A 19,296-nucleotide genomic window follows, 5' to 3' on the forward strand; every position below is an offset into this window, starting at 1 on the left:
GCTTTAAAGTTCGGTGACTGCTAAATGGCCGCGTCACCGGATTCACCCGTCCTGATCCTGACCGCCGTCTCGACCGGGTAGATGAAGATCTTCCCGTCTCCGACCTCGCCCGTCCGGGCCACCGTGGTGATTGTCTCGATCACCTGATCCAGCACAGCCTCCTGCACCACGACTTCGATCTTCACCTTGGGCAGAAGTTTGATGAACTCCGTGCCCCGGTAGATTTCCCGCTGCCCGTGTTGAAGACCGCAGCCCAAAACGTCGGTGACGGTCATCCCCTTGATTCCGAACTTCCCCAGCGCCTGCTTCACTTCCTCGAACTTGCCGGGTCTGATCACCGCCTCGATCTTCTTCACGCCGCCTCACCTCCTTTCGTTCGACCGTCGCGGAGGCCGGCCACCCGCCCGGTCCTGGAAAACAGATAGACGCCCCCCAAAAGAAGGGCGCCGCTGGCCTGATTTCGATACCTCAGTGTATCGCCGGTATGTGATTACGCCGTAATTGTATCCGCCGCTCCGGCCTTCGTCAAGCCTCTCCGGCAATGAATCCTGTATACAATCTATGCTATGGAGCTATAGCTATGGAATTATTTCCCGCGGTATTGCCCAGCCAGGGCAATGTCAAGTCGCCGCTCTCCCCCGTAAGATGGGGAAGAACCGAAAGACTTTTAATAACTCAAGGCAACGGCGCCACGAGTTCAAGAGTTCTGAGCGGAACTCGTCGTGGCGCTGTTTCTTGTGCTTTTAGAAAGGGGGAACCACTGCAGATGTGCGGCCTCGCCGGCTGGATCGATTGGGAGCGGGACCTCGGCCGGGAACGCCCGGTGATCGCGAAAATGACCGCGACCCTAACCCCCCGGGGGCCGGACGCCTCCGGTTTCTGGCTTTCGGAGCACGCGGCCCTCGGTCACCGGCGCCTGATCGTGGTGGACCCGGAAGGAGGGGGCCAGCCCATGGTCCGCCGGCGCGGGGAACGCAAGTACGTCCTGGTTTACAACGGCGAACTCTACAACACCCCCGAACTGCGCCGGGACCTGGAGGCACGCGGGCACGTTTTCCGCGGCCATTCGGACACCGAGGCGCTGCTGCTGGCCTACATCGAGTGGGGCGCGGACTGTCTCCCCCGTTTAAACGGCATTTTCGCCTTCGCGGTCTGGAATGCGTCCGACCAGACGCTCTTCCTGGCCCGCGACCGGATGGGCGTCAAGCCTCTTTTCTACAGCGTGCAAGGCAAGGCGTTCCTGTTCGGTTCGGAGCAAAAGGCCATCCTGGCCCACCGGTCCGTGCGGGCGGAGGTGGACGCCGAGGGGCTGGCCGAGGTGTTCGCGCTCGGCCCGGCCCGCACCCCGGGGCACGGGGTGTTTCGCGGCCTCTCGGAACTCAAGCCCGCACACTGCCTTTTTCTCGACCGGAACGGCGTCCGCATCCGGCGTTACTGGGCGTTGGAGAGCCGCCCCCACACCGACGATCCGGCGGCCACCGCGGCCACGGTGCGCGCCCTGCTGCGGGATTCCGTGGAGCGCCAGTTGGTCGCCGATGTGCCCGTGTGCACGCTGCTTTCGGGCGGCCTGGACTCCAGCGCGCTGACCGCCTTCGCCGCCGGCGCCTTCGCGAAGAACGGCCGGGGCCCGGTGCACACCTACTCCATCGATTTCGTGGACAACGAGCGGTATTTTCGCCCGAACCGGTTCCAGCCCGACGCGGATTCCGCCTGGGTGGGCCTGGTTTCGGACCGGCTGGGCACCGTTCACCATCCGGTGTGGGCCGACACCCCGGAACTGTTGGACACCCTGGGCCCGGCCGTCCAGGCCCGCGACCTGCCCGGCATGGCGGACATCGATACCTCGCTCTACCTGTTCTGCCGGGAGATCAAGAAGGAGTTCACCGTGGCGCTGTCGGGCGAGTGCGCCGATGAAGTGTTCGGCGGCTACCCGTGGTTCCACCGGGAGGAGGACCTTGCGGCCGGGACCTTCCCCTGGTCCCGCTCCACCGGGGCGCGGATGCGCCTCTTGCAGCCGGAACTGGCCCGGGCGCTTTGCCCGGAGGAATACGTGGCCGCCCGGTACGCCGAAACCCTGGCCGAGGTGCCCCGCCTGCCCGGCGAGGACCCGGCCGAGTCCCGGCGGCGCGAGATGTTCTACTTGAACCTCATGTGGTTCATGACCACGCTTTTGGACCGCAAGGACCGCATGAGCATGGCCGCCGGCCTGGAGGTGCGGGTGCCTTTTTGCGACCACCGCCTGGTGGAGTACGTGTGGAACATCCCCTGGGGCATGAAGACGTGGGGCGGGTGGGAAAAGGGCATCCTGCGGCTGGCCCTGGACGGCGTCGTTCCCCCGGAGGTGCTCCACCGGCGCAAAAGCCCTTACCCAAAGACCCACCACCCCGGCTACCTGAAGGCGGTGCGGGCGAAACTCCGGCAGGTGCTGGACGATCCGGCCTCACCCTTGCCCGCGCTCCTCGACACCGCCTACGTCCGGGAACTGCTCCGAACGGACGGTTCCCCGTCCGGCGCCACCTGGTTCGGGCAACTGATGGCCGGCCCGCAGCTCTTCGCCTACCTCTGCCAGGTCGACGCCTGGCTGCGTGGGTACCGGGTGACCATCCGGTAGTAAGGAGACCATTTTGACCCCTCCGGCGTCGGAATCCCGCAGTTGTGTACCGGGTGACCATCCGGTAGTAAGGATGGCTCCCGGACCTGTCTGCCTACGGCACAGGCAGGCAGGAATTAATTGGCACCGGTGCCGGCGGCGTTCTTCGGTGACTGCCGGTCGGCAGCGCCCGTACAATGTACCAGCGGCACACAAGGCACCCGACCCGTTCACCAACCGGGTCTTGGAACCCTGTCTGTGACTTGGTCTTTCGGGGGGGGCGTCAGTCCCGTTCACCAACGGCGTTGGGCGGGGAGATAAAGCGCACGCAGAAATTAGAAGGAGGGCCATCCATTGGGCACCGGCAGAATTAAACACGTGTTCCCCGGGGGGAACACCGCGCTAGGTTTCTTTTCCTTTTACGACCACCTGGTTCCCCCGGACGCCGCCCGGGTGTTCATCCTCAAGGGCGGGCCGGGCGTCGGGAAGTCGAGCTTCATGCGCAAAATCGGGGATAAGCTGCTCGCCCGCGGGTTTGACATCGAGCACCACCACTGCTCTTCGGACAACGGCTCGCTTGACGGGGTCGTCATCCCGGCCGCCGGGACGGCGCTGTTGGACGGCACCGCCCCGCACGTGGTCGACCCGGTGCACCCGGGCGCGGTCTCAGAGATCATCCACCTGGGCGACTACTGGGACGAGGCAAAGCTCCGGGCCGCCAGGGAAGAGATCCTGGCCGCAAACCGGCGGCTCGGGCGCCTGTTCGCCACCGCCTACAGCCAACTGGCCGAGGCGAAAGTGATCCGGGACGAAATGGAAAGCTACGTCACCGAGAGCATGCGCTTTGCCCCGGTGAACCGGCTGACCGGCGAACTCATCCGGGAGATCCTGGGCGAACGGGCCGGCCGGTACGAGGCCGAGCCGCGGGCCAGGCACCTCTTCCGCTCGGCCGTCTCCCCCGACGGCGTGGTCCACCACATCGGCAGTCTATTGCCCGAGGTGAAGCAGCTCTACCACTTGAAAGGCCGCCCGGGCAGCGGCCGCTCCACCCTGGTGGAGACGGTGGCCCGCGCCGCCCACGCCCGGGGGCTCGATACCGAGGTGTACCACTGCGCCCTGGAGCCGCACCGGGCCGACCTGGTGGTGATCCCGGCGGCTAAGGCGGCCGTCTTAAAGGACGTGGAGGAGGTCGGCTTCCAGCCGGGCACCGTGCCCGGGCTGCGGGTGGCGGCGTACGACCTGGACGTCTTCCTGGACCGCGGCCGGCTCGCCGAGTACGAGGTGGAGCTGATGAGCGCCGGGCAGCGCTTCACCGCCGCCCTGAACCGGGCGGTGCGCTACATCGGCGAGGCCAAGCGGACCCACGACCACCTGGAGACCTTCTACATCCCGGCCATGGACTTCGCGGCCGTCGACCGCCGCCGGGACGAAGTGCTCCAGCGCGTACTAGCCTACGCCGCCGAGGCCGGGCACCAGCGGATGCGGGTGCCCGCGGACGGCGGCGTGCGTTAGTGGATCCCAACTTGCGTTTTAGACCATTAAAAACTGTTGTGGCCTGACATAACAAAAAGGCCACCCGCCGGTGGCCTCACCATGGTCACGCCTTGTTGCGCACTCAGTTTTCTCCGTTCGCCCCGTCACCGGGGGTGAGGGCCGGCCCTTGAGGTTCATCCTGAGGCTCGGCCAGCTGGGGCCGGCCGGCCTCGGTAACCCCAGGCGCTGCTTCTCTTTCCTCAGCCGGCTGGTCAGCTCCAGGCGCTGCTTCTCTTTCCTCAGCCGGCTTGGTGGCGCCAGGCGCTTTTTCTCTTTGAGGCTCAGCCGGCTGGGGCCGGCCGGCCTCGGTAGCTCCAGACGCTTCTTCTCTTTCCTCGGGAGCTTCAATCAAGTCGTCGAAGTCCTGCAAGGTGGGATCAGCCTTGATGGCCCTCTGAATCCTGGCCAGGGCTTCTTCTTCACTCAGTCCTTCTTCAACGAGGTCCGCCATCGCGGCCGTGATGGTGGTCAACTCTTCCAGTTTCGGATCGGCCTGCAGAGCCGTTCTGAGCACCGCCAGCGCCGTCGCTGCCGGAACGCCGGCGTCCATAAGATCTATTTTGGCGGCGGTGACAGTAGTGATTTCTTCCAGGAGCAGCGCCCTTTCCACGCCTGCGGCCGCCCGTTCCTCCAGCAGGGCAAAGACGGACATCATGTCTTTTTGCGTTGCTCCGGCTTGGTGAAGATCAATCATCGCGGCCGTGATGGTGGCCAGCTCCTCCAGTTCCGGGTCGGCGGTCAGGGCTCCCTTCAGGACGGCCAGGGCATTGTCTCCGGCTATTCCCGCCTCCGTCATGTCGATCAGCGCGGCCGCAATCGTGCCGAATTCTTCTTTGAACCGCACCGGGTCAAGGGCCAGCTCCCTTTGCAGGTTGAGCGCCTGCATGGCCACCGGGGATCCAACCGCAGCCACCAGGTCAACATAGTCGGCCGGGAACAGGCCGGCGGCGCGGGCGGCATCGGCCAGCTCGGCGGTGAGCACGACGCTGGCGACCTCCGCCGCCAGACCGTGCTCCGCCAAGTACCCGCCGAGCGTTTGGCGCACAGTATCGGCCGTGGCGGTCAACTCCGCCTCTCCCGCCCTGTCCCCGACCGGGTGCAGCGCTACCAGTATCCGGCGTTCATCGCCAAGCAAACCGGCCTCATGCAGCGCGTCCGCAATTAGACGCAGCGCCTCCGGCATCTCTCGGCCCGTTAGCTCCAACCCGGCCAGCAGCGACTCTCCCCGGGCGTCCAAGCCTTCCGCATCGATGACGGTGTTTCGCTCGCCGAGGGTCAGGGTTACCGCCGGGTTGACCTGCAGAGCCAGGCCCGCCACCGCCCGGGGGGCGGCAAAGAAAGCCATGTAGGCACCCACAGCCAAAACTACCGCAACAAGCGAGGCAACGAGCGACCATCTTCCTGGTTTCATGATATTAATCCTCCCGCTGTTTTTTTGGGGGGCTGAGAGCGGCGCACCTTCTTTTTTGAAGTGGCCGGAGGCAAGCAGCATATCTCTCAAGCGCCTCTGGTGTGCCGGCAAGTGCACCTCGGGAAGCTCGAGGTTTTCCAGCATGGCCTGCAGTTCCCTGCTGTCGGCGTCAGTTGTTTTTTTCATTTCACTCAGCCCTTTGCCATATTAACGCTGCCTCGGGAAAAAGGTTGCAGTATTTTTTACGTTTTTTTGCCCAACTGATTCCGCAGTCTTTCCAAACCGCGGTGCAAAAGCGACTTGACCGTTCCTTCCGGTTTGCCCAGAATCTCGGCGATCTCTTTATGGCTCTTGCCGGCCCAAAAACGCAAAGCGATAACCTCCTGGTATTTAAGCGGCAGCCGGCCGATTTGCCGCCGACAAGCCAAGAATTCCTGATGACGCGCCAATTCTTCTTGTGCGGCAATCAATTCGGCGTCCAGTTCGTGAAGCGCCGCCGGTTCAAATTCTTGGCTCTCCCGCAGGTATTCCAGGGAAACCGCTTTGTAGGCGCCTTTACGATAATAGTCGGCGAGCTCATTGCCGGCGATGCGGTAGAGCCAGGCCGAAAAGGAACCCCCTTGCCATTCGAAGCGCCCGATATTTCTAAGCGCCTTGACAAAGGTTTCGGCGGTGATATCCTGCGCCAGCTCAACATCGCCCGTCCGGCGCAAGCAATAATTGAGCAGCGCCGGATAGTTTTGATCGTAAAGCCGGCCGAAGGCCTCCGGGCAATGCCGGGCGCGGGCAACCAGCTCTTTTTCGGCCTCACGGTCGTCCATCGATTATTTGTTGCTCCAATACTGTTTTCTGCGGGCAGTTTTCTGCGGGTGGTGTTCCGGCCGGCAGCCGGCGCAAAGCCGGTCAGGCCGGGTCCGGCGGCGGCGCCGGCCGGTCGAACAGCTTCAGAAATACTTCAACCAACGAAGGATCGAACTGAATCCCGGCGTACGCTTTCAGTTCGGCCACTGCGTCCTGGTGGGACATCGCCTTGCGGTACGGGCGGTCGTTGGTCATGGCGTCGTAGGCGTCCGCGATGGCCAGAATCCGGCACTCCAGGGGAATCTCCTCCTCCTTGAGGCCGAGCGGGTACCCCCCGCCGTTCCACCACTCGTGGTGCTTCAGGATCCAGTCCGCAATGGGTGCCAGGTCGGGTGCGGAAAGAGCGATCCGGTGTCCGATTTCGCTGTGCCGCCGCATTTCGGCGACTTCCTCCGAAGTCAGGGGTCCGGCCTTGAACAGGATGCGGTCGGGTATTCCCACCTTGCCGAGGTCGTGAAACTGGGCCAGAAGCCGAAGGTCGGTCATTATCCGTTCGTTTTGCTCAAGCGCCGCCGCCATGGCCACCACCAGAGTCTGCAGGCGGTCGGCGTGTCCCTCGGTGATGAAGTCGCGGGCCTCCAGCGCCTTCATCAGGGTTTGGACGATGGCGCTGCGGGCGCTTCGGCTGTGGTGCAGCTTGACCCGGTACATGTTGTTGTCCGCTTCCCGGAAGAGTTCCTTCACGTTCACCGGCGACTCGTCGGCCACCGCAAAGCCCACGGAGATGCTCAAGGCCATCTCGGGTTTGGTGGAGTTGTAATTCGCAACCGCTTCCCGGATGCGATCGCCCGCCTCTTCCACGATTTCCAGGCCGCTGCCGGGGAGCAGCACGGCGAATTCGTCGCCGCCGACCCGGGCGATCATGTCGCCCTGCCGAAATGATTGCTTGAGTACTGCGGCCGTGGCCACAAGCAAAGCGTCACCGGCGTCGTGGCCCAGAGTATCGTTCACCAGTTTCAGCCCGTCCACGTCGCACACAATGACGCCGATCGGAACCTGGCGTGTCCCCTCGGCGCGGCGCAGCTCCTGCTCGAAGTAGTACCGGTTGTAAAGTCCGGTCAGCGGGTCGTGCAGGCTCAAATGTCGCAGACGCTCCTCCATCAGCCTCCGCTCGGTGACGTCGTAGAACTGTTCCACGACCATGATGGTATTACCGTTCTCATCCAGCACGGGGTTGCTGCGGCAGTCCAGATACCGGCCGAGCTCGGGAACGAACTTCTCCACCCGTTCCAGCCGCTTGGTCCGCCAGGCCTTCTCGGTGGCGCAGGGCCGGCACCTGCTTGAACGCCCGATCAGTTCGTAGCACTTCTTCCCTTTGACCTGCCTGGGCGTCAGGTTGAACAACCGGTAACCCGCCTGGTTCAAGCGGATGATCCGGTGGTCGGAGTCCTGAACCCCGACCACGTCCGGAATCGCATCCAGCACCCCGTCCAGGAGCGCCTTGGCCTTCGTGAGCTCTTCCTCCGCTTGTTTGCGCGCGGTAATGTCGACGAAGCTTTCGATCAGGTGCTTTCGACCGTTGAAAAACACCGGCGCCACGTTCTTGATGATCGATACGATTTCGCCGTTTGCTCTAAGCAGGACGCGCTCCGAACAGTCGATGCTCTGTCCGAAGTCCGTGATCGGACACGCGCCCTTCTCGGCCGGGCAGATGAATTGGTGGCAGACCGAACCGACGATGTCTTCGGCGGGACAGCCGACCATTCCGGCGGCCACCCGGTTCGCGCTCACGATTTGGTGCGTCTGGGCGTCGATGACCACCACCCCGCTCTGAATGGAATCCAGTACCGTTTTCAGCCGGCCCTCGCTTTCCAAAAGCGCCGCTTGCGCCTGCTTGCGCACCGCGATATCGTCGTATATCGCGTACGCGCCCGCCAGTTGATTGTCGAGCACAATGGGAAAACCCAGGGCGCTCACCTCCACCAGGCTGCCGTCCTTGCGCCGGCGCACCGTCTCCGCCTGCACTGTTTCACCTTCCCGGACGAAGCAGGTGAAAGTGGCGCCCTCGTCGGACCGCTCCGGTGGGGTAATGAGTCTATCGATCGGGCGGCCGGCGACCTCCGCGGCCGAGTACTGAAAGAGGCTTTGAAATCCCCGGTTGGTGCTGATGATCCGGTCCCGGTCGTCGAGCATGACGATGGCCAGGGGCGAGTTTTCGAAAAGCTGTTCGAAATAAGCCTTCTGGGTCCTGATTTCCTCCTGCGCCCGCTTGAGGTCCGAAATATCGCGGATCGACTCGATCGCCCCGACCAGTCTGCCCGCCTGATCAAAAAGCGGCGAGGCCGTTTTCCATACGTGGGCGCCCCGCCCGTTTTTCACCATCGGTATGAACACCTCGGCGTAGAGGGTGTTCCCCCGGCGCTCGACATAATCGTAGCGTTTTTCGAGGTCCCGGCCCCCCCGGCCGATGATGAGGTCGGTCAAAAGCGGCCGGCGTACGCCGTAGAAAGCTTCCGCGCAAACTTGAACACCCCGGCCGATGATGTCCGCCTTCGGTACGCCGGTCAGCTCCTCCAAGGCCCGGTTCCAGGCCACCACCTTTCTTTTCCGGTTCACCACGAAGGTGGCGTCGGGAAAAAATTCAATGATGTCCGCCAGCCGCCTGTTGGCGGCCTCCAGGGCTTCCCGGCTCTGCTCCAGCGCCGCCATCTGTTGCCGGAGTTCTTCCTCGACCGCGACCAACTCCTCGTTGACCGCGACCAGCTCCTCGTTGGCCGTCTCGAGTTCCTCATGGCTCTCCTGCAAGGCCTTTTGGCTCCGCTTCCGTTCGGTGATGTCCCTGACGGTCGCCAGGACGACCTCGTCCCCGTTCAGGACCAGCCGGCACAAGAATACCTCTACATCAAAGACTGAACCATCAATAGGACGGCGGGCCTGCCACTCGAAAAGCTCGGACTCCCCGGCCAGCACTCTTTCCCATATCCTGGGCAACTGGTCCAGCGGGTTGTCCGGACCGGAGAAGTCATCACGAATTGACAGGGTGAGGGCCTCATCGCGCTCGACCCCGTACATTTCCAACATTTTGCGGTTGACGTCGATGATCCGGCCGTCGGACGCGTGAATGAAAATAGCGTCGTACACGTTGTTGAAGACCAAGTTTAGGACGTTTTGGGAGGTGCGGAGCCTTTCCTCCATCAGTTTCCGTTCGGTGATGTCCTCGAAGCTCTCAATGACGCCGGTGATCTTGCCGGACGGATTTTTGAGCGGGGTGGCGATCAGGCTGACGTCGACTCTTTGGCCGTCGGGCCGCGTTTTTTCGACTTCGAGCCGCACGCGCTCCTCGCCCGCCAAAATCCGGTGCAGGATACAGTCCGCGGTGCCACAGCAGGCGTGATGAAAGGACTGGAAACACTTTTGCCCGACGGCCTCGCGCCCGGGCACGCCGGAGAGCCGTTCCATCTCCTGGTTCTGTTCGACGATTCGATAGTCGGTGCCGATGATCCGCATACCGCTGCCGGAACCCTGAAAGACAGCCTGCAGGTGGACCCGCTCCCGGCGCAGTTCATCCTCCAACGCCTTCTGCTCCCAATTGCGCTGACCCTGGGTCGAAATCAGCCCGGCAAGGTTGCCGATGAACCGGATTTTGAGCAGGAATTCCTTCTTCGTCAGCACCGGGATGCGCCGGACCGCCTCCAGGTAGGGCTCCTCCTCGAGGCCGAGCATACGTGCCTGAGACCGGAAACGGTCCTCGTCGGGAGATTCGAAAAACACCTGGCTCAGGATGATCGTGGCGAGGTGGCGCCCGGCGACGACAATCGGGGTGGCCGCCATAACCAGGCCGTTCGCGCAGTTTTGTATCACCTCACCCCGATTGCGGGCCGCCTCGGCCAGAATTCGACGGTCGCTCTCCCGGCAACGCGCGGCAGCAGCAGGGGTACCGCGATGAAACACAGTGCAAAGATCGGTCCAGCCGGATTTGGTCAGCACCTGCCCGTCCGGATCAAGAATGGAGGTGGCCAGTCCGGTGGCCGCCGAGAAATCCGCTTGCAGTCGCTGAACCTCAATAAGATCAACCAACTCTTGAAACAAGCCGATCGCGCGTGACGAGCGCACCGTTTTACCACCTTCACCGGGCCGTTTTGAGTGCGTAAGTTTGCATAATTTTTAGTATATACTGCTCTTTTTTCGGCAGCAACCACGCCGAGCTTTAGACGCCCATATAAAAGCCCTGTCCGTACCCGGGGAATTACGGCGCCGGAGGTGTGCCGATGCGGGTAATCGGCCCGCTGATCCTGAATTCGAAAATGACCGCGTTCCGGCAACAGCGAGCAGGTAACGGAAGGGGTCGCGGAGAATGATTGCCTGCCGCACCGTCGGTACGCCTATTGCGCAAGGGGGACACACGGTCACGGAAGCGTACTTAAAGGGCCTGATCATCGAACTGGTCCACCGGTTCGCCGGAAGGACCGCCTACCGCACCCCGCTCGTCGGGTTCGCCCGGGCCGACGATCCGGGCTTCGAGCGGCTCAAAAAGGCCGTGGGGGCCGGACACCTCGGACCGCGGGACCTTCTTCCCGGAGCCGAGAGCGTGGTGGCCTTTTTCCTGCCGTTCTCCGCGGAACTGGTGCGCGCGCACCGCCGCGACCCCTACGTAAGCCGGCAATGGACCGAAGCCTACCTCGAAACGAACGGGCTGATCAGTTTGGTATGTGAAACACTGGTTGACGGCCTGAGAAAGGCGGGAGCCCGAGCGGCCTGGCAAAAACCCACCCACAACTTCGATCCGGCCACCCTGGTCTCGGCCTGGTCCCACAAGCACGTCGCCTACCTGTGCGGCCTGGGCACCTTCGGGCTCCACCACATGCTGATCACCAGGGCCGGTTGCGCGGGCCGGCTGGGGAGCCTGGTCACCGACGCCCCGCTGAAGGCCGGCCCGCCGGCAGCGAAAGAGCACTGCCTGCACAGGCGCGGCGGGAACTGCGCCGCCTGCGTCCGGCTTTGCCCCACCGGAGCACTTTCCCGGGACGGACTGGACCGGCAACGGTGCTACCGGCGCCTGCTCGAGGTAAGCGACTACTACCGCGACCTGGGGCTTTGCGATGTCTGCGGCCGGTGCGCGGTCGGCCCGTGCGCCCTCCGTGTGCCAAAATGAACATTTATTCTATTCTCGGGGGAGGTCTTGGGTGTTTCGGCATGTCCGGGAAGGTCCACTTTTAAGTGCGCGACGCGCGGGGTTACACGCCGGCTTTGGCGATGTAGCGTTTCAGAAGGTCCTTAAGCACCGCCTCGTCCAACCGCCCCTGCAGAGTCGGCGTCTCCAGGCAGCGGCGCGGAAACCGCAGGGTGCCGAAATCGAAACCCATCTCCCGCTTCACTTTGTTCTTCAGCCGGAAAATCCGGTCACCCAGGTCCGTCAGGAAGCTGCCCCCGGCCTCGATCCCCAGGCATTCCAAGGCCGCCCGCACCGTCTCCCGGTCCCACAACCCGCGCCCAAAGAGGCAGATGCAAAGGCTGTTCAGGACCTGGCGCCACTTCTCCTCGGCGATCAGCCGGTCCACCAGGACGCCCGCGTCGAAATCCGGACCCAAGTCCTGGTCCGCCGCGTACCCGGCGTTGCACAGGTGCGAGTGCCGGGCGCCCACGGCTTGGCCCAGCAGGAACCCGTACCCGGTGTGGTAGCCGGCCATCTCGTGGCCGCCCAGGGTCAGGGCGAAGTCGCGGCCGCCGTAGGTGTGCGCCGCGGCTTCCAGCCCGCGGGCCAGGGTCCGGTACAGGTCGTTCGGCTGGCCGACCACCCGGTCCAGGGCGGCCAGATAACCTTCCGGCTCCCCGAAGGCCAGCCGCACCTCCAGTTCATCCGCACTGAGGAGGCCTTTTTCCAGGGCCTCGGTCGCCCAGGCCAGCAGCACCCCGCTGGTGATCGCGTCCAGACCCAGGAGTTCAACCTTCTCGATCAGGGCGTACACACCGTCGGTTTCACCGATGCCCAAAAGCGACCCCAGAGCGTAGATCAACTCGTGGTCGTAGGCCAGCGCGGTGCTTTCGTATTCATGGCCCGTGTCAAACCGGCGCCGGTACAGACCGATGTGGATACAGCCCACCGGACAGCCCGGGCAAGCCAGCTTGCGCAAGAGCGTCTGTTTCGCGAACGCTTCGCCGCTGATCCGCGCGGCGTGCTCGAAACGGCTCTGCCGCAGGTTTCTGGTGGGCAGGGCGCCCAGGCCGTCCAGTACCATAATGTTCCCCGCCGTGCCCAGCCCGTGGTATTTCTCCAGCAGGCCGGTGTTCACCGCCCGCCGGAACACCTCGTCGTACACCGCCCGGTAGGCCTTGCGGTCCGGAATCGGAAAGTTCTTGTCCCCGTACGCCGCCAGCGCCTTCAAGTTCTTGGCGCCGAACACGGCGCCCAGGCCCAGGCGCCCGAAATGGCGGTAAGTATCCACGTTCACCCCGGCGAAGGCCACGCCCCGCTCCCCGGCCGGCCCGATCCGGATGATGCTGCGGTGCCCCCGCCCCGCCTCCCACTCCCGCAGAATGCGCCCGGTCTCCTCGGTGGAAAGGCCCCAAAGGCCCCGCGCGTCCCGGAAGGACACCCGGTCCGGCGCAACCGAAGCGTAAACCGGTTGGGCGGCCCGCCCGGTGATCACCAGGGCGTCCCAGCCCGCAAACCGGAGCGCCAGGGCCAGCCGCATCCCGGCGTAGCTCTCGCCCCACTCCCCGGTCAGGGGGGAGTGGAATACGGCCGCCGTCTTGGTAACCAGCGGAAACACGGTGGAAAGCGGCCCGATGGCCAGCACCACCGGTTGCTCCGGGTCCAACGGCCGCATCGTGGGCCGCCACCGTTCGGCGAAAAGCTTGCTCGCCAGGCCGACCCCTCCCAGGTAGTCGCCCAGGTCGGCGCGGGTTTCTTTTTTCCAGCTCAGACGGTCCAGGTCAAGGTGCAGAATATTCAAGACGCGCTCTTCCGGCACCATCACGCACCCCCCTCGCGCACCGCGGCCATTTCTAAGATGTCGTGCGGGCAGTATTTCGCGCAAGCCCCGCACTGTACGCAGACGATGGGCCGGTCGTCTTCGGGGTCCATCCGGATGACGCGCGCGATACAGGCCGCCACGCAGGCCCCGCAGCCGTCGCACCGCGCCCGGGTGAAGCGCACACCGCCCCCGGGGCGCGGCCGCAGGGCCTCCGGCGGGCAGGCGGCGGCACAGGCCGGTTCGGCGCACCCCAGGCACACATCGGCGGCCAGCTTGCTCTGCAACCCGCCGCGCGTGCGGATCTGGATCGCGCTCGCGGCCAGGGAAAACCGCCCGGAAACGGTGCGCGTGCAGGCCAGCATGCACGAATAGCAGGCGATGCAGCGGTTCATGTGTTTCACGGTCAGTACCCGGGCCACCTTCCGAACGCCCCCTCTGCTTTTCTGTTCACCGTTCAGTTCGCCGCAACCCGCGCCTTTTCCTCCAAGCAGGTGCGCATCGGCCAGAACCTCTTCGGCGCCATGATCCCGTCCGGCCGGGCCGACATCCTGCTCGGCTTCGAACCGGCCGAAATGTTTCCAACCCGCGCCCCGCCCGCCGTTTTCGAGGCCGTCTCCCTTTTGCGCGAGTGGTTCGCCAAGAAAGGGCTGGCGGACAAGGTGGACCGTGCCAATTCCGGTTTAATGGGCAACCCCGGGTGCGTCGTGGAGGGCCTGTCAGGAGCTGCGGAATGACGAGGCAACGAGGCTTGCGTCTTCACGTAAAATGTGCTACACTTAGTTGCGTGGAGGGTAAAAAGAATGGAAAAACAGAATGTTACCATATCAGTGCCCAAGGACGTTTTAAAAAAAGCAAAACATATTGCTGTAAACAGGCAAACGTCCCTTTCCCGCCTTCTGGCAGAAACCCTGGAAGACATTGTTGAAAAAGATGACGCCTATAGTAAAGCAAAGGCCAGACAGCTTGCTGCTATGAAAAAAGGGTTCGACCTGGGGGTAAAGGGGAAAATAGCCTGGAAAAGAGACGATTTACATGCCAGGTGATGCTGAACTCCAGTTCGTGGACACTAACATTCTAATTTATGCATACGATGTAAGCAGTACCGAAAAACACCGGCGTGCCTCGGCGTTGGTTTCAGAACTTTGGGATTCGGGCAGGGGATGCTTGAGTATTCAGGTATTGCAGGAGTTTTATGTTAACCTAACGCAAAAAATTCCCCACCCCTTAACGCGGCTGGAAACAGTTCGTATTATTGATGATCTTGGTCGGTGGCGCCTTCATAAACCAGGGCTTAAAAGTGTAATAGACGCCATTGATATTCAACAGCGCAATAAAATATCTTTTTGGGACGCCATGATTATTTGCAGTGCCAAGGAAATGGGTTGCAAAAATATCTGGACAGAAGATCTCAATGCAAACCAATTATATGACGGTATTGAAGCTCGTAACCCGTTCATGCCCGGTTAACCCGACAGACCGCTTTTTAAGATAACGAAGACGTGCAGCAGGAAAGGAGCATTTTAAACTCATGGCCAACAGGGCGATGGATTGGCTGACCCAAGGGGGGTACGACCTGCAGCATGCGCGCAATTCCATTCCGATGGGTGATTACGAGTGGGCCTGTTTCGCCGCTCACCAGGCGGCCGAAAAAGCGGTGAAGGCACTGGTGCAGCATCGCGGCGGCGAAGGCTGGGGCCATTCGGTCACCCGGCTGCTTATCGATCTCACCACCTTACTCCGCATACCCGACGCCGTCCTGCTGGCCGCCAAGCGCCTGGATAAACACTATATTCCGGCACGCTACCCCAACGGTTTCGACCACGGCACCCCACGAGATTATTACACCGAGGGCGAGGCAAGGCAGGCGATCAACGATGCCGAAACCGTTTACCAATTTTGCCGTGACACGGTTCGTTAACCGGGAAGCGGTACTGAAAACGCTCAAAGAATGCGCCCGGCGGCTAACAGAAGAGATTCCGGGCGTGGAGGTGCGGCTCTTCGGCTCCTACGCCGGGGGTACGCCGACCCCTCGCAGCGATGCCGATATTGCCGTGGTGGTTCCTGACGGCTTTCCGCTGCCGTTCACACACGTAAGAGACCTGGCCGAAACCATATTTCTCCAGGCACCGGTACCGGTGGAGGTCTTTGTCGTCACCCGCGCCGCCCTGACCGAGGGGCGGGAAAACGGCAAATCCCTGGCAAAAACCATAGCCCGCACCAGTATGCCGCTGGTTTGACCGGAAAACAAGTGCCCGGGACAAAGGTGGTTTTCCCGGCAGCGCGAGGTAGCCGGCACGACTTCATCGACGGTTTGCCCGGCGGGGGTTCTTGACGGGAGCAGGATGTGATATACTAACCGATACAGGGGGTGTTACAATGGAACGAGACACGCAAATGATACATGTACGGATGCCGGTCGATTTGATCAAGCAATTGGACGCTTATTTGAAGAAGCATGGAACGACGAAGACCGATTTCATTGTGCGCGCCGTCGCCGAGCGTTTGCGCCGGGAGCTGGCGCTGGAGAGTTTCAGGGCCGTGCGGGGCGCGCTGGCGGCGGAGGATGCCCCGGAATGGAGCGCCGCGCCCGCGGGCAAGTGGGTGCGGGAGTTACGCGGCAAGGAGCGGGATGTGCCGGTATGGCCTACCTCGTAGATACCTGTGTGCTGATCGACCACCTTACCGGCCGGTTACCCTCAGCGGTCCAGGGGATGCTGGAAAGGCTGGTGGCGGCCGGAGAAGTGTGTACGAGCGCTGTTGTCTACCATGAACTGATGACCGGGGCGCAGACGACCAGAGCCCGGGAGGCCGTGGAGCATCTGCTGGCGGCCTGGGAGGTGCTGCCGGTCGACGTTGTCGTGGCGCGGGATGCAGCCGGGATACGGCGGCGCCGACGGGCGCAGGGGCGGACGATCGCGATGGCCGACGCCCTGATCGCGGCCACGGCGAGAGTCCACCACTTAACGGTGATGACGGGGAACGTGAAAGACTTTCCGGACGTGGCAACGGAGGATCTATCAGGAATGTAGCGTTTTTGGGTTTGGGTGGTGCGGATTTCGGCCCAATCCGTCCACCCATTTCGGTGGAAACCGTCCACTCGTTTCGGACGAATCTGTACAGTCATTTCGGTCTAAACCGTCCACTTTTGATCGCTGACCGAAATGGGTGGACGGTTTCCACCGAAACACAGAGACTTTAGGAAGTTGGCGAGCCGGGGCGGCGCTGGATAAACCTGGGCATATGCTCTACCATCAAGGAAAACAGCAAGGGATGTGGATGGTAGAGATGCCGAGAAAGGGGTTATCCATGCGCAAAGTCAGAGAAGCGCTACGGCTGCGTTTCGGCACCGGCTTGAGCACCCGCCAAGTGGCACGCAGCTGCAATATTGGTCACAGCACCGTCCGCGACTACGAACAGCGGGCCAAGGCTGCGGGTATCGGTTGGCCCCTACCGGCCGACATGGATGACGCCCGCCTGGAGGCGCTGTTGTTCCGGCGCCCCCAGTTCCGGCCGGACCGGCCGCTGCCGGACATCGCTTATCTGCATGCCGAGATGCGCAAAAAGGGTGTCACCCTCCAGCTCTTATGGCACGAGTACAAGCAAGCCCACCCCGACGGCTACCAGTACACCCAGTTCTGTGAGCACTACCGCAAGGGAGTCGGCAAGCTGGACCTCACGATGCGCCAGGAGCACCGGGCTGGTGAAAAAGTGTTCGTGGACTGGGCGGGCCAGACTATCACCATCGTTGACCGTGAAACCGGCGAGATTACTCAAGCCTACATCTTCGTGGCCGTGCTCGGGGCCAGCAACTATACCTACGTGGAAGCCTTCATCAACCAGAACCTGGCCAACTGGATCACGGCCCACATCCGCACCTTCGAGTATTTCGCCGGGGTGCCCGAGATCATTGTGCCGGACAACCTCAAAACAGGTGTCAAAAAGCCGTGCCGCTACGAACCCGAACTCAACGCGGTCTACCAAGACATGACCGTCCACTACGGCGCCGCGGTGTCCCTGCCAGGATTATTTGTCAGTGATTGACGGGATAAGATGGCAGGGATAAGGCCAAGGTCGAGGTGGGCGTCCAGATCGTGGAGCGCTGGATCCTGGCCGCACTCCGTAACCGCACCTTCTTTAGCATCACCGAACTGAATGGCGCCATCCGAGAACTCCTGGAGCGGCTCAACAACCGCCGGTTTAAGAGACTCCCCACCACCCGGCGCGAACTCTATGAAAAGCTCGACCTTCCGGCCTTAAAGCCCCTGCCGGCCCAGCGCTACCCGTTCGTCGAGTGGAAGACGGCCCACGTGAACATCGATTACCACATCGAGGTGGATCGCCATTTCTACAGCGTTCCACACCAGTTAGTGGGCGAACGGGTGGACGTCCGCCTGGGGCCCCATCTGGTGGAGGTACTTTACCGTCACCGCCGGGTGGCCAGCCACGCACGCAGCTATATCCCCGGCCGGGCCACCACCTGCCCGGAACACCGGCCCAAGGCTCACCAGAAACACGCTGAGTGGACGCCGTCGCGCATCATCCGCTGGGCAGCCCAGAAAGGTCCACACACGGGCCGTTTGGTGGAAGCCATCCTGCAATCCAAACCGCACCCCGAGCAGGGCTACCGGGCCTGCCTGGGCATCATCCGGCTGGCCGATCGTTACCCCATCGAGAGGCTGGAGGCTGCCTGCCATCGCTGCCTGATAATCAAGGCCTATTCCTACAAGAGCGTGCACTCCGTCCTGAAAACCGGACTGGACCAAGTGGCCTTGGAGCTAAAACCGGTCAAACCCGTTCCCGTACACGCCAACATCCGGGGCCGGGATTACTACAACTAGGAGCGTGAGAACCGTGCTGCAGCAGACCCTGGACAAACTGCATCAGATGAAACTTGCCGGTATGGCCCGGGCGTTGAAGGAGCAACTCTCCCAGCCCGAGACCGACGCGCTCTCGTTTGAAGAGCGCCTGGGCCTACTGGTCGACCGCGAAGCCGACCTGCGCGAAAACCGCCGACTGTCCTGGCGCCTCAAAGAGGCCCACCTCAAGCAACCGGCCTGCGTGGAGGACGTAGACTTCCGGCACTCCCGGGGCCTGGACCGTTCCGCCTTTTTCTCCCTGGCCAACTGCCAGTGGATCCAGGCACATCACAACGTGATCATCACTGGACCAACCGGAGTGGGCAAGACGTACATCGCCTGCGCCCTGGGCAACAAAGCTTGCCGGCTGGGGTTCAAGGTGCGCTACTGGAGCGTTTCCCGCTTCGTTCACACCCTTGCCCTGTCCCGCGCCGACGGCAGCTACGACTCCCTGGTGCGCAAGTTGCAGCGGACCGACCTCCTGCTTCTCGATGACTGGGGCTTGTCTCCCTTTCAACTCACCGAAGCCCGGGATCTCTTTGAGATTCTCGAGGACCGCAACCAGACCAAGTCCACGCTGGTGGTGAGCCAGATTCCCGTCGGCAACTGGCACGACCTCCTGACCGACGCCACTCTGGCCGACGCGATCCTCGACCGCCTGGTACACAACGCCTACAAGATCGAATTGAGGGGGGAGTCTATGCGAAAGATCCTGACCAAGCTTGACTGATTCCGTACACTTGGGTACTATTCCCATAACCAGCGTCGCTTCGCTCCGACACCTGGACGAAAACCCCGGAACAGGTGTACGGATTCACCGGAATGCGCAGGGTGGAGAAACCGAATATAAAGCCCCCTGGAGAAACTCCAGGGGGCTTTATATTTAGCTCCGGCGGCGTCCTACTCTCCCGGGGGCAGGCCCCAGTACCATCGGCGCTGGAGGGCTTAACTTCCGTGTTCGGGATGGGAACGGGTGTGGCCCCTCCGCCATTGCCACCGGAAATTCAATATTCCCTCAAAACTGCACAGCGTGGATTTTTAAGATCAAGCCCTCGACCGATTAGTACCGGTCCGCTGAACTGGTCGCCCAGCTTACACGCCCGGCCTATCTACCTGGTATTCTACCAGGGG

At 62.5% G+C, this 19,296-nt stretch carries 17 protein-coding genes, 2 rRNA genes and 1 pseudogene; 12 read left to right on the forward strand and 8 right to left on the reverse strand.

Going from position 1 to position 19,296, the window contains the following annotated elements; translation table 11 throughout:
• Window positions 1-20 precede the first annotated feature (20 nt).
• A complete protein-coding gene (locus AB1402_05205) occupies window positions 21-356 on the reverse strand; it encodes a P-II family nitrogen regulator (protein MEW6540995.1) in 336 nt (111 codons plus the stop codon).
• 410 nt (window positions 357-766) lie between these two features.
• Between AB1402_05205 and asnB the strand changes: the two genes are divergently transcribed.
• Both asnB and AB1402_05215 read left to right on the forward strand, forming a co-directional pair.
• Complete coding sequence (gene asnB / locus AB1402_05210; GenBank protein MEW6540996.1) at window positions 767-2,611, forward strand: asparagine synthase (glutamine-hydrolyzing); 1,845 nt, start codon at window positions 767-769, stop codon at window positions 2,609-2,611.
• 333 nt (window positions 2,612-2,944) lie between these two features.
• The gene (locus AB1402_05215) at window positions 2,945-4,102 is read left to right on the forward strand and encodes a PRK06851 family protein (protein ID MEW6540997.1); all 1,158 of its coding nucleotides are present in this window, start codon (window positions 2,945-2,947) and stop codon (window positions 4,100-4,102) included.
• 103 nt (window positions 4,103-4,205) lie between these two features.
• Here AB1402_05215 and AB1402_05220 read toward each other — a convergent pair whose 3' ends face one another.
• The 3 genes from AB1402_05220 to AB1402_05230 all read right to left on the reverse strand — a co-directional run bounded on the left by AB1402_05220 (window position 4,206) and on the right by AB1402_05230 (window position 10,448).
• A complete protein-coding gene (locus AB1402_05220; protein MEW6540998.1) occupies window positions 4,206-5,534 on the reverse strand; it encodes a hypothetical protein in 1,329 nt (442 codons plus the stop codon).
• Window positions 5,535-5,776: 242 nt separating this feature from the next.
• Window positions 5,777-6,355: an RNA polymerase sigma factor gene (locus tag AB1402_05225; protein ID MEW6540999.1), complete on the reverse strand. Its 579-nt coding sequence runs from the start codon at window positions 6,353-6,355 to the stop codon at window positions 5,777-5,779.
• An 82-nt stretch (window positions 6,356-6,437) separates the two neighbouring features.
• Window positions 6,438-10,448 (reverse strand): PAS domain S-box protein, encoded by a 4,011-nt coding sequence (locus AB1402_05230; protein ID MEW6541000.1) that lies wholly within the window; start codon window positions 10,446-10,448, stop codon window positions 6,438-6,440.
• Between the two features lie 241 nt (window positions 10,449-10,689).
• Between AB1402_05230 and AB1402_05235 the strand changes: the two genes are divergently transcribed.
• Window positions 10,690-11,487 carry an epoxyqueuosine reductase gene (locus AB1402_05235; protein ID MEW6541001.1) on the forward strand — a complete coding sequence of 266 codons (798 nt, stop codon included), beginning with the start codon at window positions 10,690-10,692 and terminating at the stop codon, window positions 11,485-11,487.
• Window positions 11,488-11,569: 82 nt separating this feature from the next.
• Here the strand turns inward: AB1402_05235 and AB1402_05240 are convergent, their stop codons facing one another.
• Both AB1402_05240 and AB1402_05245 read right to left on the reverse strand, forming a co-directional pair.
• The gene (locus AB1402_05240; protein MEW6541002.1) at window positions 11,570-13,309 is read right to left on the reverse strand and encodes an aldehyde ferredoxin oxidoreductase N-terminal domain-containing protein; all 1,740 of its coding nucleotides are present in this window, start codon (window positions 13,307-13,309) and stop codon (window positions 11,570-11,572) included.
• Complete coding sequence (locus AB1402_05245; GenBank protein MEW6541003.1) at window positions 13,309-13,728, reverse strand: 4Fe-4S dicluster domain-containing protein; 420 nt, start codon at window positions 13,726-13,728, stop codon at window positions 13,309-13,311. The genes AB1402_05240 and AB1402_05245 overlap by 1 nt, the downstream gene beginning before the upstream one ends.
• On the opposite strand from AB1402_05245, the gene AB1402_05250 reads away from it, so the two are divergent.
• The 9 genes and pseudogenes from AB1402_05250 to istB all read left to right on the forward strand — a co-directional run bounded on the left by AB1402_05250 (window position 13,702) and on the right by istB (window position 18,895).
• Window positions 13,702-14,043, forward strand: coding sequence for a hypothetical protein (locus tag AB1402_05250; GenBank protein MEW6541004.1), 342 nt, complete (start codon window positions 13,702-13,704; stop codon window positions 14,041-14,043). The two genes, AB1402_05245 and AB1402_05250, sit on opposite strands and share 27 nt — an antisense overlap.
• 66 nt (window positions 14,044-14,109) lie before the next feature.
• Complete coding sequence (locus AB1402_05255; GenBank protein ID MEW6541005.1) at window positions 14,110-14,352, forward strand: CopG family transcriptional regulator; 243 nt, start codon at window positions 14,110-14,112, stop codon at window positions 14,350-14,352.
• Entirely contained in the window at window positions 14,342-14,776 is a 435-nt protein-coding gene (locus AB1402_05260; protein ID MEW6541006.1) for a PIN domain-containing protein, read from the forward strand. Before AB1402_05255 ends, AB1402_05260 begins: the two co-directional genes overlap by 11 nt.
• A gap of 61 nt (window positions 14,777-14,837) precedes the next feature.
• On the forward strand, window positions 14,838-15,227 hold the full coding sequence (locus tag AB1402_05265; protein ID MEW6541007.1) for a HEPN domain-containing protein: 390 nt from the start codon (window positions 14,838-14,840) through the stop codon (window positions 15,225-15,227).
• A complete protein-coding gene (locus tag AB1402_05270) occupies window positions 15,184-15,546 on the forward strand; it encodes a nucleotidyltransferase domain-containing protein (protein MEW6541008.1) in 363 nt (120 codons plus the stop codon). The genes AB1402_05265 and AB1402_05270 overlap by 44 nt, the downstream gene beginning before the upstream one ends.
• A gap of 139 nt (window positions 15,547-15,685) precedes the next feature.
• Window positions 15,686-15,964 (forward strand): hypothetical protein, encoded by a 279-nt coding sequence (locus tag AB1402_05275; protein ID MEW6541009.1) that lies wholly within the window; start codon window positions 15,686-15,688, stop codon window positions 15,962-15,964.
• A complete protein-coding gene (locus AB1402_05280; protein MEW6541010.1) occupies window positions 15,949-16,338 on the forward strand; it encodes a PIN domain-containing protein in 390 nt (129 codons plus the stop codon). Before AB1402_05275 ends, AB1402_05280 begins: the two co-directional genes overlap by 16 nt.
• Window positions 16,339-16,615: 277 nt before the next feature.
• Window positions 16,616-18,147, forward strand: a pseudogene (gene istA / locus AB1402_05285) (IS21 family transposase).
• A 46-nt stretch (window positions 18,148-18,193) separates the two neighbouring features.
• Window positions 18,194-18,895 (forward strand): IS21-like element helper ATPase IstB, encoded by a 702-nt coding sequence (gene istB, locus AB1402_05290; GenBank protein MEW6541011.1) that lies wholly within the window; start codon window positions 18,194-18,196, stop codon window positions 18,893-18,895.
• 157 nt (window positions 18,896-19,052) lie between these two features.
• On the opposite strand, the gene rrf is transcribed toward istB, so the two are convergent.
• Together rrf and AB1402_05300 are read right to left on the reverse strand one after the other, a co-directional pair.
• A 5S ribosomal RNA gene (gene rrf, locus AB1402_05295) occupies window positions 19,053-19,166 on the reverse strand.
• Between the two features lie 39 nt (window positions 19,167-19,205).
• Window positions 19,206-19,296: ribosomal RNA gene (locus tag AB1402_05300) — 23S ribosomal RNA — on the reverse strand; the annotation flags it as partial.

The organism is Bacillota bacterium (genome assembly GCA_040757205.1).
In the GTDB taxonomy this organism is placed as follows: domain Bacteria; phylum Bacillota; class Desulfotomaculia; order Desulfotomaculales; family Desulforudaceae; genus Desulforudis.